The following is a 14,010-nucleotide window of genomic DNA, read 5'->3' as shown; positions in this document are numbered from 1 at the left end:
GACCTTCGGCATCCGGCCCGGCGCCGCGCGCCGGGCCAGAGTGAGTGCCGTCGGGAAACGACGACCCGGACACCCCCCGAAGGGACCACCATCATGGCCGTGCACGAGCACACCCACCGGAGCCCCGGCTTCCGCCTGCCGGCCCTCCGCCGGCACCTGGCCCGCTCAGTCGCCGGATCCGGCGCTTCGGCACGCGCCGCCACGCACACCGCGCAGGACGCCGCCCTGGCGTCGCTGCGGCTGCTGACCGGGTTCGTCTTCCTGTGGGCGTTCCTGGACAAGGCCTTCGGGCTCGGGTACGCGACGGCTTCCGGCCGGGGCTGGATCGACGGCGGGTCGCCGACCAGGGGCTTCCTCAGCTCGGTGGCCGCCGGCCCGATGGAGTCGACGTTCCACGCCTGGGCCGGCGCCGGCTGGGCGGACTGGCTGTTCATGCTCGGCCTGCTGGGCATCGGGGCCGCGGTCATGGCGGGGGTGGCGCTGCGGCCGGCCGCGCTCGCGGGCACGGCGATGATGGCGCTGATGTGGCTGGCCGAGTGGCCGCCGGCCAGGCGGCTGTCGGACGGGTCGCCGAGCATGTCGGCCAACCCGTTCGCCGACTACCACGTGATCTACGCGGTGGCGCTGATCGCCGTGGCGGCGGCGGGCGCGGGCACCACCTGGGGCCTGGGCCGGCGGTGGGCCCGGCTCCCCGTCGTCCGCGACCACGCCTGGCTGCGCTGACCCGCCGAGCCGGGACGGCCCCCACGGGACCGCCCCGGCGACCGGCCGGCTTCCCGCGCCGCGACCCCGGCGAAGGCGGCGACGCCGGCCCGCACAGTCCCACAACCCCCCGGAGCGCGACGCCACCCCGGCGTCCCCCCATCCACGAGAGGTGGAGATCATGTCCCGCACCATCACCGTAGGCATCGACGGTTCGGCCGAGAGCCGCGCCGCGGCGGAGTGGGCCGCCCGTGAGGCCCGGCTGCGCGGCCTGCCGGTGAAGCTGGTCCAGGTCTGGCAGCCCGTGCCGGAGCCCATGGCTGAGGCCCCGCTGCTGGGCGCCGACACGCACCAGCACTGGACCGAGCGGATCCTCCGCGAAACGGCCGACGCCCTGCGGTCGGGCCACCCCGGCGTCGAGGTCGGCGTCGAGCAGCTCACCGGACAGCCGGCCGAGGTCCTGGCCGCCGCTGCCGGGCAGGCCGAACTGCTCGTGCTCGGCTCGCGCGGCCTCAGCGGGCTCGGCGGCTTCCTGGTCGGCTCGGTGGGGCAGTCGGTCGTGGCGCACAGCGAACGGCCCGTGGTCCTGGTCCGCTCCGCCGAGCAGGCGGGCGAAGGGCCCGGCCCGGGTGCGGCGGGCGACCCGGCGGGCCCCGTCGTGCTGGGACTGGACGTCAAGGCGCCGGACGCGGCCCCGGTCGAGTTCGCGTTCGAGGCCGCCGAGCGCGCCTCGGTGCCGCTGCGGGTGGTGCACGCCTGGAACCCGCCGTCGTACTACTACTCCTACGGCATGGCCATGGACCCCGAGGTCACCACGACGGTGGCGAAGAGCCACGCCGCCGCCCTGGAGGAGGCGCTGCGGCCCTGGCGGCTGAAGCACCCCGGCGTCGAGGTCGTCACGCAGTCGCGCTGGATCAGCCCCTCGCTCCTGCTGATCGAGGCCTCCCGCGACGCCTCGCTGGTCGTGGTCGGCCGGCGCGTCCGCCGCTCCCCGCTCGGCGCCCACATCGGCACCGTCGCCCACGCCGTGCTGCACCACGCCGTCGCGCCCGTCGCCGTGGTGGCGCACGGCTGACGCCCGGCCCCGCCCGGCCGCCGCCGCACTCCGGGGAGGGTGCGGCGGCGGCCGTGGCGCGGGCGCCGTGGCGCGGGGTGCCGATGCGGGGTGCCGTGATGCGGGGCAGCCCGGCCCGGGGCGGCCCGTGGGGCAGCCCGGCCTGGGGCAGCCCGGCGTGGGGCGGCCCGGCCCGGAGCCGCCGGCCGCTCAGAGACCGGCGGTGTGATCGGGCACGTACGTCTGCAGATCGCGCGGCGGACGCTCGTAGCCGGTCGACGGCGGACGCGGCGGCAGCCGCAGCACCTGCGGCGGCACCTCGTGGTACGGGACGGAGCCGAGCAGGTGGGCGATCATGTTCAGCCGCGCCCGCCGCTTGTCGTCGCTCTCCACGACGAACCACGGGGCCTCGGCGATGTCGGTGTGGACCATCATCTCGTCCTTGGCCCGGGAGTAGGCCTCCCAGTGCGTGATGGACTCCAGGTCCATCGGGGACAGCTTCCACTGTCGCAGCGGATCCTCCAGCCGGCGTCTGAACCGCTCCTGCTGCTCGGTGTCGCTCACCGAGAACCAGTACTTGCGCAGCAGGATCCCGTCCTCCACCAGCATCCGCTCGAAGATCGGGCACTGGCGCAGGAAGAGCTGGTGCTCCTCCTTGGTGCAGAAGCCCATCACGTGCTCCACCCCGGCCCGGTTGTACCAGGACCGGTCGAACAGCACGATCTCCCCGGCGGCCGGCAGGTGCTCCACGTACCGCTGGAAGTACCACTGCGTGCGCTCGCGCTCGGTCGGCTTCGGCAGCGCCGCGATCCGGGCCACCCGGGGATTGAGGTGCTCGGCGACCCGCTTGATGGTGCCGCCCTTGCCCGCCGCGTCCCGGCCCTCGAAGACCACCACCAGCCGGGCGCCCTCGGACCGCACCCACTCCTGCAGCTTCGCCAACTCGGTCTGCAGGCGCAGCAGTTCGTTCTCGTACACCACGCGCGGCAGCTTCGCCGCCTTCTTACCGGCCATGCCGCCTCCACCCGCCGCCCGCCGGCCCGCGCGCTCGTGCACGTCCCCGGGGCCGGACTCCAGGACGCCACCGTACTTTCCGCCGCGGACCGTCCGCCACCGGTGCACCACCCGCCCCGTCCACGGCCGGTCCGCCCCGTCCACGGCCGGACCGCCCCGTCCACGGCCGGACCGCCGCGTCCGCCGGGACCGCCTCCGACGGCACGCCGTGTTCCGGTTCCCGGTCGGAGCGGCGGCCGCCGGGCCCGTGACGGGGCTTCGGGGCACACCAGGTGAACTGGCGTCGACGGGGCTGCGGGGCGAACCGGGCGGCGCGGCGCCGACGGGCCTGCGGCGCAACGGTGGTGACGCGGCGTCCGGGGACGGTGGGCCCCGCCGCGTGGCCCGGCCGGCCCTCACGTCCGGCCGGAGCGCCCGGCGGCACGCGGCCGCTTGGTCTCAGTGCGCGCCGGGGCCGCCCGCCAGCTCGCGGCCGGTGACCAGTTTCGCCTCGATGCGCACGAAGACCCCGCCGCGTGTGACCACCCAGGAACGCGGACCGGTGCGTGACAGGCGTTCGTGCTCGGCGGGCTCGGTCACCACCGTCGCGCGGCCGGTGACGACCACGCTCCACCCGGTTCGGACCTCGGCGTCGAAGTCGTCCGCCTCGAACGCCACCACCACCCCGTCGATGGCCCGGACGAGGTCCGAGTCCCCCGAGGTGCGCAGCACGACGGAGGAGTCCGTGTCGAGGGAGAAGTTGACCGGGAGCGCCGTGGGCAGCGCCCGGTGGGTGTACACGACCCGGCCCACCGGAACCCCGGCCAGCAGGCGCAGGCACTTCTGCCGGCCGAGCACGCGGAAGCCGTCGGCGGGGAACACCCGTCCATGGTCCCTCCCGGGCGCCGAGCACCGTTAGGGCCGGACGACCCTTGAGGCCGTACCCGGACCCGGACGGCCACGGGGACCGCGCAGGACCGCCGGTTGCCTTCCCGCCGGACCCGCCCGCCGGCGGAGCCGGACGACGCCCGGTAGTCGCGACCGGAGCCGGAACGCCCGCCGGCCGGTCCGCGAGCCGGGGACGGACGGGCCCGCCGCGGGGGACGTTCGGCCCTCTCCGGCGCAGGGCGCGGGCGCGGACAGTGGGACGGGGCGACCGGCCCGCCCGCTGTGAGGGACCCTTGTCCGTGTCCGGCCCGCGCCACGACGAGGGGAGCCGCGTGACGCGCGAGCGTTGCGGCTGCCGGCTGCCGCAGCGGCCGGCCGGTCCCGCGTGACCCCCTCCGGGACGGCCGCCTCACGCGGATGGCGGAAGCCGCCCGGGAGAACGCCGATGTGCCGGAGCCCGCACCCCGTGACCGGGTACAGAGGCCGTCGAGGCCGTGCGCGCCCGCCCCGGCGCCCGTTTGCCGCAGCCGCCGTCGTCCGCCCGCCCCGGCGCCCGTTTCCCTCAGCCGCCGCCGTCCGCTCGGCCCGGCGTCCGCACTGGGCCGGAGCCGTCCCCCCCGCATGGCGCGTCCCGGGGTGTCGGTGCCGGAATTGTGACAACACCTGCGATGGCGTTCCCTGGACACGGACCGAGGCGCATATCCGAAGGGCCGTCAGGTCCGGGAAGGAGCGGAGCGGTGGTCAGGGAGACGGAGCCGGCGCCGCACGGTCGGCCCGGTGTTCTCCGCGACCACCCGCAACGACAAGGCCATGTACGTCTCGCTCACCGCCACCCTCGCGCTCGGCCTCGCCGCCACCGTCGACGCCAACATCGCGGGCGGCGGCTACAACTACCGCGAGACCGTCTCGCCCTGGTTCCGCTCCGTCTTCGCCGTCCAGCCCGACCCGCACCTGATGAGCGGCGCACCGCTGCTCTACCGGCTGCACGCCATCAGCGCGATGCTCCTCTTCGCCGCCTGGCCCTTCACCCGCCTGGTCCACATGCTCACCGCGCCGATCGGCTACCTCACCCGCCCCTACATCGTCTACCGCAGCCGCGACACCCGGCTCGGCACCCGCGCACCCCGCCGGGGCTGGGAGCGCATCGGGTGACGGGCGGTCACCGCGGCCGGCCGGACCGATTCACCCGACCGGCTCCGGCGTTGTGGCCCGAACGGCCCTGTCGGGTACCCGGGGCCCCGGCGGAGGGTGGGTCCCACAGACCGGCACGCGCGTCCGCCGAGCCCCGACCCGACATGGAGAGGAACGCAGATGTCCGTCGACACCCAGCAGGTGCCCGCCGAGCTTGAGGAGGACGAGCTGAGGTCGCTGGACGCCCACTGGCGTGCCGCGAACTACCTTGCCGTCGGCCAGATCTACCTCATGGCCAACCCCCTGCTGACCGAGCCGCTCAGGCCCGAGCACGTCAAGCCGCGCCTCCTCGGCCACTGGGGCACCTCGCCCGGCCTGAACCTGGTGTATACCCACCTCAACCGCGTCATCAAGTCCCGCGGCCTGAACGCCCTGTGCGTCTGGGGTCCCGGCCACGGCGGACCGGCGGTGCTGGCCAACTCCTGGCTGGAGGGCTCCTACTCCGAGACGTACCCCGACATCACACGCGACGCCGCCGGCATGGCGCGGCTCTTCAGGCAGTTCTCCTTCCCCGGCGGAGTGCCCAGCCACGTGGCACCGGAGACGCCCGGCTCGATCCACGAGGGCGGCGAACTCGGCTACGCGCTGTCCCACGCCTACGGCGCCGCGCTGGACAACCCGGACCTCGTCGTCGCCTGCGTCATCGGCGACGGTGAGGCGGAGACAGGGCCGCTGGCCGCCTCCTGGCACTCCAACAAGTTCCTCGACCCGGTCCACGACGGCGCCGTCCTGCCGATCCTGCACCTCAACGGCTACAAGATCGCCAACCCGACCGTGCTCGCCCGGATCCCCGAGGCCGAACTCGACGACCTGCTGACCGGCTACGGCCACGACCCGATCCACGTCACCGGCGACGACCCGGCCGCCGTGCACCGCGCGATGGCCGACGCCATGGACACCGCCCTCGACCGCATCGCCGCCGTCCAGCGCGCCGCCCGCGAGGACGGCGCCACCGAACGGCCCCGCTGGCCGGTGATCGTGCTGCGCACCCCGAAGGGCTGGACCGGGCCCGCCGAGGTCGACGGACTGCCCGTCGAGGGGACCTGGCGCGCCCACCAGGTCCCGCTGGCCGCCGTCCGGGACAACCCCGAGCACCTGCGGCAACTGGAGCGGTGGCTGCGCTCGTACCGGCCGGAGGAACTCTTCGACGAGCGGGGCGCCCCGCGCCCGGAGGTACTGGCCTGCGTCCCCGAGGGCGCCCGCCGGCTCGGCGCCACCCCGCACGCCAACGGCGGCCTGCTGGCGCGCGAACTGCCGCTGCCGCCGCTGGAGCGGTACGCCGTCGCCGTCGACAAACCGGGCGCCACGCTGCACGAACCGACCCGCGTCCTCGGCGACATGCTCGAGGACGCCATGCGGGCCACCGCCGAACGCCGGGACTTCCGCCTCGTCGGCCCGGACGAGACCGCCTCCAACCGCCTCCAGGCGGTCTACGCGGCCAGCGGCAAGGCCTGGCAGGCCGGCACCCTCGGTGTGGACGAACACCTCGACCGGCACGGCCGGGTGATGGAGATCCTCTCCGAACACACCTGCCAGGGCTGGCTGGAGGGCTACCTCCTCACCGGCCGGCACGGACTGTTCTCCTGCTACGAGGCCTTCGTCCACATCGTCGACTCGATGGTCAACCAGCACATCAAGTGGCTGCGCACCACCCGCCGGCTGTCCTGGCGCGCCCCCATCGCCTCCCTCAACTATCTGCTGACCTCGCACGTCTGGCGCCAGGACCACAACGGGTTCTCGCACCAGGACCCCGGATTCGTCGACCACATCCTCAACAAGAGCCCCGAGGCGGTCCGGGTGTACTTCCCGCCGGACGCCAACACCCTGCTGTCCGTGGCCGACCACGCCCTGCGCAGCCGCGACTACGTCAACGTGATCGTCGCCGGCAAACAGCCCTGCTACGACTGGCTGCCGATGGAGCAGGCGCGCGTGCACTGCGCGCGCGGCGCCGGCGTCTGGGAGTGGGCGGGCACCGAGGACGGCTCACGGGACCCGGACGTGGTGCTGGCCTGCGCCGGCGACGTGCCCACCCAGGAGGTGCTGGCCGCCGCCCAGTTGCTGCGCCGCCACCTGCCCGAACTGGCCGTGCGCGTGGTCAACGTGGTGGACATCGCGCGGCTGCTGCCGAAGGAGGAACACCCGCACGGGATGACCGACTTCGAGTACGACGGGCTGTTCACCCCGGACAAGCCGGTCATCTTCGCCTACCACGGCTACCCGTGGCTGATCCACCGCCTGGCCTACCGGCGCACCGGTCACCCCCACCTGCACGTGCGCGGCTACAAGGAGATCGGCACCACCACCACGCCGTTCGACATGGTGGTCAGCAACGACCTCGACCGCTACCGCCTGGTCATGGACGTCATCGACCGCGTCCCCGGACTCGCGGTGCGCGCCGCGGCCGTACGCCAGCACATGGAGGACACCCGCCAGCGGCACCACGTGTGGATCCGCGAGCACGGCACCGACCTGCCCGAGGTGGCCGACTGGACCTGGGACGGCTGAGCCGGCCGGCCCGCCGCGGGCGGCTACGGAGCCAGCGGCACGGTCCACTCGACGACCGTGCCGCTCGGCTCGTTCGCGGACAGCGAGAACGAGCCGCCCAGCTCCTCCGCGCGCCGGCGCAGGTTCGCCAGACCGCTGCGCCGGGTGGCCGCCGGATCGACGCCCCGGCCGTCGTCGGCCACCCGCAGCCTGAGGACGACGTCCGTGACCTCGACGCCGACGTCGACCGCCGTGGCGTGCGCGTGCCGGGCCGCGTTGGACAGCGCCTCGCCGAGCACGGCGAGCAACTGCTCGCCCTGTTCAGCGGTGACGACGGTGTCCAGCAGCCCGGTCATGCGCAGCGCCGGGGCGAAGCCGAGCGACTCGGTGGCCCGCTCGGCGGCCGCGACGAGCTGGGAGCGCAGCCCGCTGCCACGGCGCGCCTGGTCGCGCTCGCGCAGCGCGTAGATGGTGGAACGGATGATCTTGATGGTGTCGTCCAGGTCGTCCACCACCCGCTGGATCCGCTCGCTCGCCTGCGGCCGGTCGGAGACCCGGCCCAGCGTCGACTGCAGCGACAGCGCCCCCGCGAACAGCCGCTGGATGACCAGGTCGTGCAGGTCCCGGGCGATCCGGTCGCGGTCGTCGAGCACCACCATCCGCTCGGTGTCCCGCCGGTGCTCGGCGACGTCGAGGGCCAGCGCGGCCTGGTTGCCGAACCCGGTCACCATGTCGCTCATGGCGTCCGCGAACGGGGCGCCGCCGGGCAGCTTCGCCACCTGCAGCACCCCGCGGACGTGCTCCGGGGTGCCGAGCGGCACGAAGAACGCCGGCCCGAGCTCCACCACCGAGGCGCTGCCGCCCTCCGAGCGCGGGTCGGCGCTCAGGGCGTCGCTGGTGATCGTCTCACCGGAGGTGAAGACCTTGGCGGCCAGCGCCGAAGGGGGCAGCACCAGGCCGCGGACCTTCTCCGCCCCCGCCCCCGAGGCCGCCTCGATGACCAGCTCGCCGCGATCGCCGACCGGCACCGCGAGGGTGACCAGATCGGCGCCGGCCACCTCCCGCACCTTGCCGGTGAAGGACTCCAGCACCTCGCCGGGCTCGGCGCCGGATAGCAGGCTGCGGGTCAGTTCGTTGCTGGCCGCCAGCCACCGCTGCCGCCGCTGCGCGTCCTCGTACAGCCGGGCGTTGTCGATCGCCACGCCGGCCGCCGCCGCCAGGGTGCGCAGCACCGCCTCGTCGTCGGTGTCGAACTCCGCCCCGCTGCGCTTGTTGGTCAGGTAGAGATTGCCGAAGACCTGCTCGCGGACCCGGACGGGGGCGCCGAGGAAGCTGTTCATCGGGGGGTGCCCGCCCGGGAAGCCCACGGACGCCGCGTGCTTGTGCAGGTCCGCCAGCCGGAGCGGCTCCGGATGACGGATCAGCAGGCCCAGGATGCCCTCGCCCCGCGGGTAGTGCCCGATCCGGGCGATGGTCTCCTCGTCCATGCCGACCGTGATGAACTGCTTGATCGTGCCCTCGTCGCCCAGCACGCCGAGCGCCCCGTACTGCGCGTCCACCAGGACGACGGCCGACTCCACGATGCGGTGCAGCACCACTTCCAGGTCAAGGTCCGAACCGACGGCCAGGACGGCGTCGAGCAGCGTGTGCACCCGGTCCCGTGCCGCCCGGACCTGCGCCACCTGGCTCTGCAGATCGTCCAGCAGCACGTCCAGGCGCAACTGCGGGGACATCCCGGACGCCTCCGCCTCACGCCCGTCCTGCGCGCGCTCGTCCACCACGGATCCCCTCACCGTATCGCCGACTCACCCCCAGGATGCCCGACCGTGCAGGCTCGCTCCACGCCAGCCCGGGGTTCCGGGCGACGGCCCGGCCGGCCGCTCGCACCTCAGCCGAACAGGCTCGGCACGCGGATCGTCCGGACGCGCCGCCAGGTGCCGCCGGGCAGCAGCATCCAGTCGCCCGACGCGCCCCGGGACGCCCTGGCGCCGTGACCGTCCTTCACACGAACGCCAGCGAGGCGCGCGGTGCCGCGGGGCGGCAGCCGGGCCCCGCAGCGCTCGGACTCGATGCGGGGCAGGGGTCGGGCACGCTTGCTCACTGTTCCTCCCTGGGCGTGCGGCGGACCGGTGTCACGCGCCCGCGCTGCGTCGCGGGCCGCCGTGCCGTACCGGGCGGTGGGGGATCCGGGAACGGGGGAGAACCACCGCTCCTTCCATGGAAGTCCCGCTGCGGCCGGGCTGCCAGTTCCCGCGCCCCCGGGCCGTGGCGCCGGGCGCGGAAAGGACTCAGGGACCCGGAATAGGGGCTGTTCGGCCCAGGTGCGGCTCCGTCGCACGCGCTGCACTGGAGATGTCGCCTCCGTCGGCGGCCGGCGGCCGGAGCCACGGCGTCGGACGCGGCCGGCAGCCGGTGCGCTGCCGCTCGGCGCGTCGGCGGGCGGCGCGTCGGCGAGGACGACGTCAGGCCGGTCGTACCGGCGTCCGCGTCCACCGGCGGGGCGGGCCCGGACGCCGGGAAGGCGGAGGCGTGTCGGGCCGCGGCGAGGCCGGCGTCGGCCCCGGGCTCCCGCCTCCGTGGTGGCGGCGCGCAGCCCCGTCCGAGCCCCGTCCGAACCGGGTGCGCACTCCGTCCGAACCGCGATCCCGTCCCGGAGGTGGAGACCGTGATCCGAACCGTCACCGCGGGGCTCGACGACTCGCCCGAGAGCCGGGCCGCCGTCGAATGGGCCGCCCGCGAAGCCCTGTTGCGCCGGCTGCCGCTGAAGATCGTCAACGTCCGGGAGCCGGGCGCCCCCGCGGGCACGGCCGTCGTCCCGCGTGCGGCCGCCGAGGACGTCCGGCTGCGCCACCCGCGGGTCGAGGTGGTCACCGACCAGCTCACCGGAGACCCCGCCGCGGCCCTGACCGAGGCGGCGGACGGCGCCGAGTTGATGGTGCTGGGCTCGCGCGGGCTCGGCACGGTCGGCGGGTTCCTGCTCGGCGCGGTCGGCCTGGCCGTCATCGCCCGCGCGGAGCGTCCGGTGGTGCTGGTACGCGCCGGTGAGCGGGCCGCCGGCGAACACCGGCCGGACCCGGCGGGCGTACCGTCGGCCGGCACGCCCTTCCGGCCCGTGGTCCTCGGCCTCGACACCGGCACGCCGGACGACACGCTGCTGGAGTTCGCCTTCGCCGCCGCCGCGTGCCGGAACACCGCCCTGCGGGCCGTGCACGGCTGGACCGAGCCGCGCGCCGGCGTGCACCCCCTGTACGGTGACGCCGCGGCGCGCGCCTCGTACGCGCGCGGGCAGGCCGCCGTCCTGACCGAGGTACTGCGTCCCTGGCGGCGGAAGTTCCCCGATGTCCGGGTGATCGAGGCGAGCCGGTGCGGCGGCGCCGCACGGGTCCTCGTCGGCGCCGCCCGCGACGCCGCCCTGGTCGTCGTGGGCCGCCGCGTCCGCACCGGAGCCATCGGCGCCCGCGTCGGCCATGTCACGCACGCCGTGCTGCACCACGCCGAAGCCCCCGTGGCCGTCGTTCCGCACACCTGACGCACCTGACCGCCGAGCGCACCCGCACGCCCGGCCCCGAGCGAAGGAGAGCCCGATGGACCTGCCGATCGTCGTCGGCGTCGACGGATCCGAGCCCAGCCTGCGGGCCGTCGACTGGGCGGCCGAAGAGGCCGCCCTGCGGGGCGCGCCGCTGCGCCTGGTGTACGCCTCGCTCTGGGACCGCTACGAGGGCGCCCTGCTCGCCCAGGAGCTGAACCGCCCCAAGGAGGAGGTCATGGCGCAGGACGTGGTCGGCACCGCCGAGTCGCGCGCCCGGCGCCGGCGGCCCGAAGTGCGGGTCGCCACCGACGTGCTGCCCGAGGAGGCGGCGGACGGGCTGGTACGGGAGAGCCGCGTCGCGCTCGCGGTGGTGCTGGGCTGCCGCGGCCGCGGAGGCATGGCCGAGGCGCTGCTCGGCTCGGTGAGCCTCACGGTCGCCGGGCGGGCGCAGTGCCCGGTGATCGTGCTGCGCGGCGGCCACGACGACCGGGACCCCTCCGCACAGCACGGTCCGGTCGTCCTCGGCGTCGGGGAGAAGCCGACGCTCTCGGCCGCCGCGCGCTTCGCGGCCGAGGAGGCGCTGCTGCGCGGGGTGCCCCTGAAGGCCCTGCGGGCGTGGCGGCATCCGGCGCACGCGGCCGCCGGGCACCCGCCGCGGGCCGGCGAGCCCGCCCGCTTCGAGGAACAGCGGGCCGCCGAGGCGGCGGCGGAGGCCCTGACCGACACGCCGGCCGGTCTGCGCGTGGACCACCTCGCCCTGGAGGGCCACGCCCGGGACGTCCTGCTCACCGCCTCCCGCGAGGCCGGCCTGCTCGTCGTCGGCGCCCGCCGCCGGCACGGTGCCTTCGACCTCCACCTCGGCCGTGTCGTACACGGCGTCCTGCACCACGCGGCCTGCCCGGTGGCCGTCGTTCCCGAGCCCCCCTGACCGGCCCGGAACCCGGAACGAGCGCGGCCCGCCCTCGTCGGTAAGGCGAGACCCGCATCCTCGCAGGCCCCGCCCCCGTGCCACTGCCCCCGCCCCAGAGCCTGCGTCCCCCAGCCCCGCCCCGCCCAGTGACAGCCGGACCCCGCGCTGCCCCGGGCGACCCCTCAGGCCTCCGCAGGGCCCCGTACCACGGCGACCGGGCAGTGGGCGTGGTGCAGCAGGGCCTGGCTCACCGAGCCCAGCAGCAGGCCCGTGAAGCCGCCGCGGCCGCGGGCGCCGGCGACCACCAGTTGCGCCTCGCCGGTGGCCTCGATCAGTGCGGGGCGCACTCTGGAGGACTCCACCCGCCGCTCCACCGAGACATCCGGATACCGCTCCTGCCACGGGCGCAGCCCCTCCTCCAGCGCCCGCTCCTCCAGCGCCTGGACCCGGTCGACGTCCACCACCAAGTCCAGCGGATGGGTGAGTTCGTCGGGGCCCTCGCTCCAGGTGTTCCACGCCCGCAGCGCCACCAGGTCGGCGCCGCGCAGCGACGCCTCGGCGAAGGCGAAGGCGACGGCCGCCCCGCCCGCCGGCGAACCGTCGAACGCCAGCAGCACCGGACCGTCCGGATCGGGCCGGCCGCGCACCACCAGCACCGGGCAGCGGCCGTGCGCGGCCAGGTGCACCCCGGTGGAGCCGAGCAGCAGGCCGCCGAACCCGCCAAGACCCCGGCTGCCGACCACGACGAGCGAGGCGGTGTGCGACTCGATCTCCAGCACCATCAGCGGCTCGCCGACGGCCACTTCGCGGGCGACCGCCAGCTCCGGCACGGTCTCCCGGGCCCGCTGTTCGGCCTGCTCCAGAGTGCCGTCCACCATCTCGCGCATCCCCGCCGCCGCCGGACTCCACGGGGGCCCGCCGGGCGGCAGGTGCAGCGACGGCCAGCCGAAGGCGTGCACCAGGCGCAGTTCCGTGCCGTGCAACCCCGCCTCACGGGCGGCCACCTCGACCGCGACCAGACTCGACGGCGATCCGTCCACTCCGACGACGACCGGGTTCGTCATGACACACCTCCGGACAGCCGGGTGTCCCTCCCGGCGCTGACCCCGGCACGGAGGGAGCCGGGGGCCGCCCGCCTCGCGCGGGCCCTGAACGCACGGCGTGCGGTTCCGCTCGCTTCACCGTGTCCCCAGGCCCTGTCGTAAAAATCCCGTCTGCCCCGCGGGCGGACGACGGGAATTCGACGACAGGACCCCGCGGCCCCCGGCTCAACTCCAGGACACCGCGTCCGTCCGCGCTCCCCGGAGCCGCGAGGCCCCGGCGCGGCCGCCGGTCGCGTGGCGGCCGTACTGCTCCCGTAAGAAGCTGGAGACCCGGGTGGCCGGTCCGCCGGCCCGAGAGGAGACGACGGCGGTGGCGAAACCCCTGGTGGTCGGCGTCGACGGCTCCGAGGCGAGTCTGGACGCGGTCGACTGGGCCGCCGACGAGGCGGTCCGGCACCGTCTGCCGCTGCGTCTCGTGCACGTGGCGGCGGAGGAGCAGGACGTCCCCGAACCGCTCGGCACCGCGATGGAGCGCGCCGGGCGGCACGCCCGCGCGGCGCCGGTCTCCCGCGAGGTGCTGCGCGGTGACCCGGCCACGGCCCTGACCGGGGCGGGACGCGACGCCTTCGCGCTGGTCCTCGGCTCCCGGGGTCTCGGGGACTGGGAGGGGATGCTCCTGGGGTCGGTCGGCCTGGCCGTTGCGGCCCGGGCGGACTGCCCGGTGGTCGTGGTGCGCGGCGGCGCAGGGCACCGGGGGAGCGGGTCCGGCGGCGTCGTCGTGGGCGTCGAGGCCGGGCAGGGCAGCGGCACGGCGGTGGCGTTCGCCTTCCGCGAGGCGCAGGTGCGGCACAGCGGGCTGGTCGCGGTGCACGCCTGGACCGCGCCGCGCGACGCGCACACCACGGCGCAGGCGCCCTCATGGCCCCTGGAGGCACACCGGCGCGCGCCCGCGCAGGTGCTCGACGACGCCCTGCGCGAGATGACGGAGCGGTACCCCGACGTCCCGGTGACCCGCAGGGTGACCGAGGGTCCGGCACGCCGGGAGCTGCTCGACGCCGCCTCCGGCGCGGACCTGCTGGTCGTCGGCGCTCCCCGGCGGCACACGCACCCGGGTCTGCAACTGGGCCTGATCAGCCACGCGATGCTCCATCACGCGCCGTGCCCGGTCGCTGTCGTGCCCCGGGCATGACCGGAGCCGTGCCCCAGGCATGACCGG

General features: G+C 75.6%; 12 protein-coding genes. 7 read left to right on the top strand and 5 right to left on the bottom strand.

The features are described 5' to 3' along the window. The first annotated feature begins 93 nt into the window (after positions 1-93). A complete protein-coding gene (locus tag TNCT1_RS05230; protein ID WP_143628756.1) occupies positions 94-723 on the top strand; it encodes a hypothetical protein in 630 nt (209 codons plus the stop codon). Between the two features lie 160 nt (positions 724-883). Continuing rightward, a complete protein-coding gene (locus tag TNCT1_RS05225; RefSeq protein ID WP_143628754.1) occupies positions 884-1,777 on the top strand; it encodes a universal stress protein in 894 nt (297 codons plus the stop codon). A 189-nt stretch (positions 1,778-1,966) separates the two neighbouring features. Here TNCT1_RS05225 and ppk2 read toward each other — a convergent pair whose 3' ends face one another. Next, the gene (ppk2, locus tag TNCT1_RS05220; RefSeq protein WP_143628752.1) at positions 1,967-2,770 is read right to left on the bottom strand and encodes a polyphosphate kinase 2; all 804 of its coding nucleotides are present in this window, start codon (positions 2,768-2,770) and stop codon (positions 1,967-1,969) included. Between the two features lie 438 nt (positions 2,771-3,208). Further along, complete coding sequence (locus tag TNCT1_RS05215) at positions 3,209-3,631, bottom strand: pyridoxamine 5'-phosphate oxidase family protein (protein WP_143628750.1); 423 nt, start codon at positions 3,629-3,631, stop codon at positions 3,209-3,211. Positions 3,632-4,300: 669 nt separating this feature from the next. Here TNCT1_RS05215 and TNCT1_RS05210 point away from each other — a divergent pair. Together TNCT1_RS05210 and TNCT1_RS05205 are read left to right on the top strand one after the other, a co-directional pair. Continuing rightward, on the top strand, positions 4,301-4,789 hold the full coding sequence (locus tag TNCT1_RS05210; RefSeq protein WP_373920461.1) for a respiratory nitrate reductase subunit gamma: 489 nt from the start codon (positions 4,301-4,303) through the stop codon (positions 4,787-4,789). A gap of 159 nt (positions 4,790-4,948) precedes the next feature. Next, a complete protein-coding gene (locus TNCT1_RS05205) occupies positions 4,949-7,333 on the top strand; it encodes a phosphoketolase (RefSeq protein ID WP_143628748.1) in 2,385 nt (794 codons plus the stop codon). Positions 7,334-7,356: 23 nt separating this feature from the next. On the opposite strand, the gene TNCT1_RS05200 is transcribed toward TNCT1_RS05205, so the two are convergent. Together TNCT1_RS05200 and TNCT1_RS05195 are read right to left on the bottom strand one after the other, a co-directional pair. Continuing rightward, positions 7,357-9,045, bottom strand: coding sequence for a GAF domain-containing protein (locus tag TNCT1_RS05200; RefSeq protein ID WP_373920460.1), 1,689 nt, complete (start codon positions 9,043-9,045; stop codon positions 7,357-7,359). A 155-nt stretch (positions 9,046-9,200) separates the two neighbouring features. Continuing rightward, on the bottom strand, positions 9,201-9,413 hold the full coding sequence (locus TNCT1_RS05195) for a hypothetical protein (RefSeq protein WP_143628746.1): 213 nt from the start codon (positions 9,411-9,413) through the stop codon (positions 9,201-9,203). A gap of 564 nt (positions 9,414-9,977) precedes the next feature. Here TNCT1_RS05195 and TNCT1_RS05190 point away from each other — a divergent pair. Together TNCT1_RS05190 and TNCT1_RS05185 are read left to right on the top strand one after the other, a co-directional pair. Continuing rightward, a complete protein-coding gene (locus tag TNCT1_RS05190; protein ID WP_143628744.1) occupies positions 9,978-10,841 on the top strand; it encodes a universal stress protein in 864 nt (287 codons plus the stop codon). Positions 10,842-10,896: 55 nt separating this feature from the next. After that, positions 10,897-11,769 (top strand): universal stress protein, encoded by an 873-nt coding sequence (locus TNCT1_RS05185; protein ID WP_143628741.1) that lies wholly within the window; start codon positions 10,897-10,899, stop codon positions 11,767-11,769. Positions 11,770-11,933: 164 nt separating this feature from the next. Here TNCT1_RS05185 and TNCT1_RS05180 read toward each other — a convergent pair whose 3' ends face one another. Continuing rightward, positions 11,934-12,815 (bottom strand): universal stress protein, encoded by an 882-nt coding sequence (locus TNCT1_RS05180; protein WP_143628738.1) that lies wholly within the window; start codon positions 12,813-12,815, stop codon positions 11,934-11,936. 349 nt (positions 12,816-13,164) lie between these two features. Between TNCT1_RS05180 and TNCT1_RS05175 the strand changes: the two genes are divergently transcribed. Beyond that, positions 13,165-13,983 carry a universal stress protein gene (locus TNCT1_RS05175; protein ID WP_143628735.1) on the top strand — a complete coding sequence of 273 codons (819 nt, stop codon included), beginning with the start codon at positions 13,165-13,167 and terminating at the stop codon, positions 13,981-13,983. Positions 13,984-14,010 lie beyond the last annotated feature (27 nt).

This window comes from Streptomyces sp. 1-11 (assembly GCF_007176755.1).
Classification (GTDB): Bacteria; Actinomycetota; Actinomycetes; order Streptomycetales; family Streptomycetaceae; genus Streptomyces.
The sequence above is the reverse complement of the archived record's forward strand: the minus strand, read 5'-3'. Positions and strand labels throughout refer to the sequence as shown.

Bases quoted from the DNA above. Each gene is read 5' to 3' on its own strand.
- TNCT1_RS05230 (WP_143628756.1), top strand. From the start codon at position 94: ATGGCCGTGCACGAGCACACCCACCGGAGCCCCGGCTTCCGCCTGCCG.
- TNCT1_RS05225 (WP_143628754.1), top strand. From the start codon at position 884: ATGTCCCGCACCATCACCGTAGGCATCGACGGTTCGGCCGAGAGCCGC.
- ppk2 (WP_143628752.1), bottom strand. From the start codon at position 2,770: ATGGCCGGTAAGAAGGCGGCGAAGCTGCCGCGCGTGGTGTACGAGAAC.
- TNCT1_RS05205 (WP_143628748.1), top strand. From the start codon at position 4,949: ATGTCCGTCGACACCCAGCAGGTGCCCGCCGAGCTTGAGGAGGACGAG.
- TNCT1_RS05200 (WP_373920460.1), bottom strand. From the start codon at position 9,045: ATGTCCCCGCAGTTGCGCCTGGACGTGCTGCTGGACGATCTGCAGAGC.
- TNCT1_RS05185 (WP_143628741.1), top strand. From the start codon at position 10,897: ATGGACCTGCCGATCGTCGTCGGCGTCGACGGATCCGAGCCCAGCCTG.
- TNCT1_RS05180 (WP_143628738.1), bottom strand. From the start codon at position 12,815: ATGACGAACCCGGTCGTCGTCGGAGTGGACGGATCGCCGTCGAGTCTG.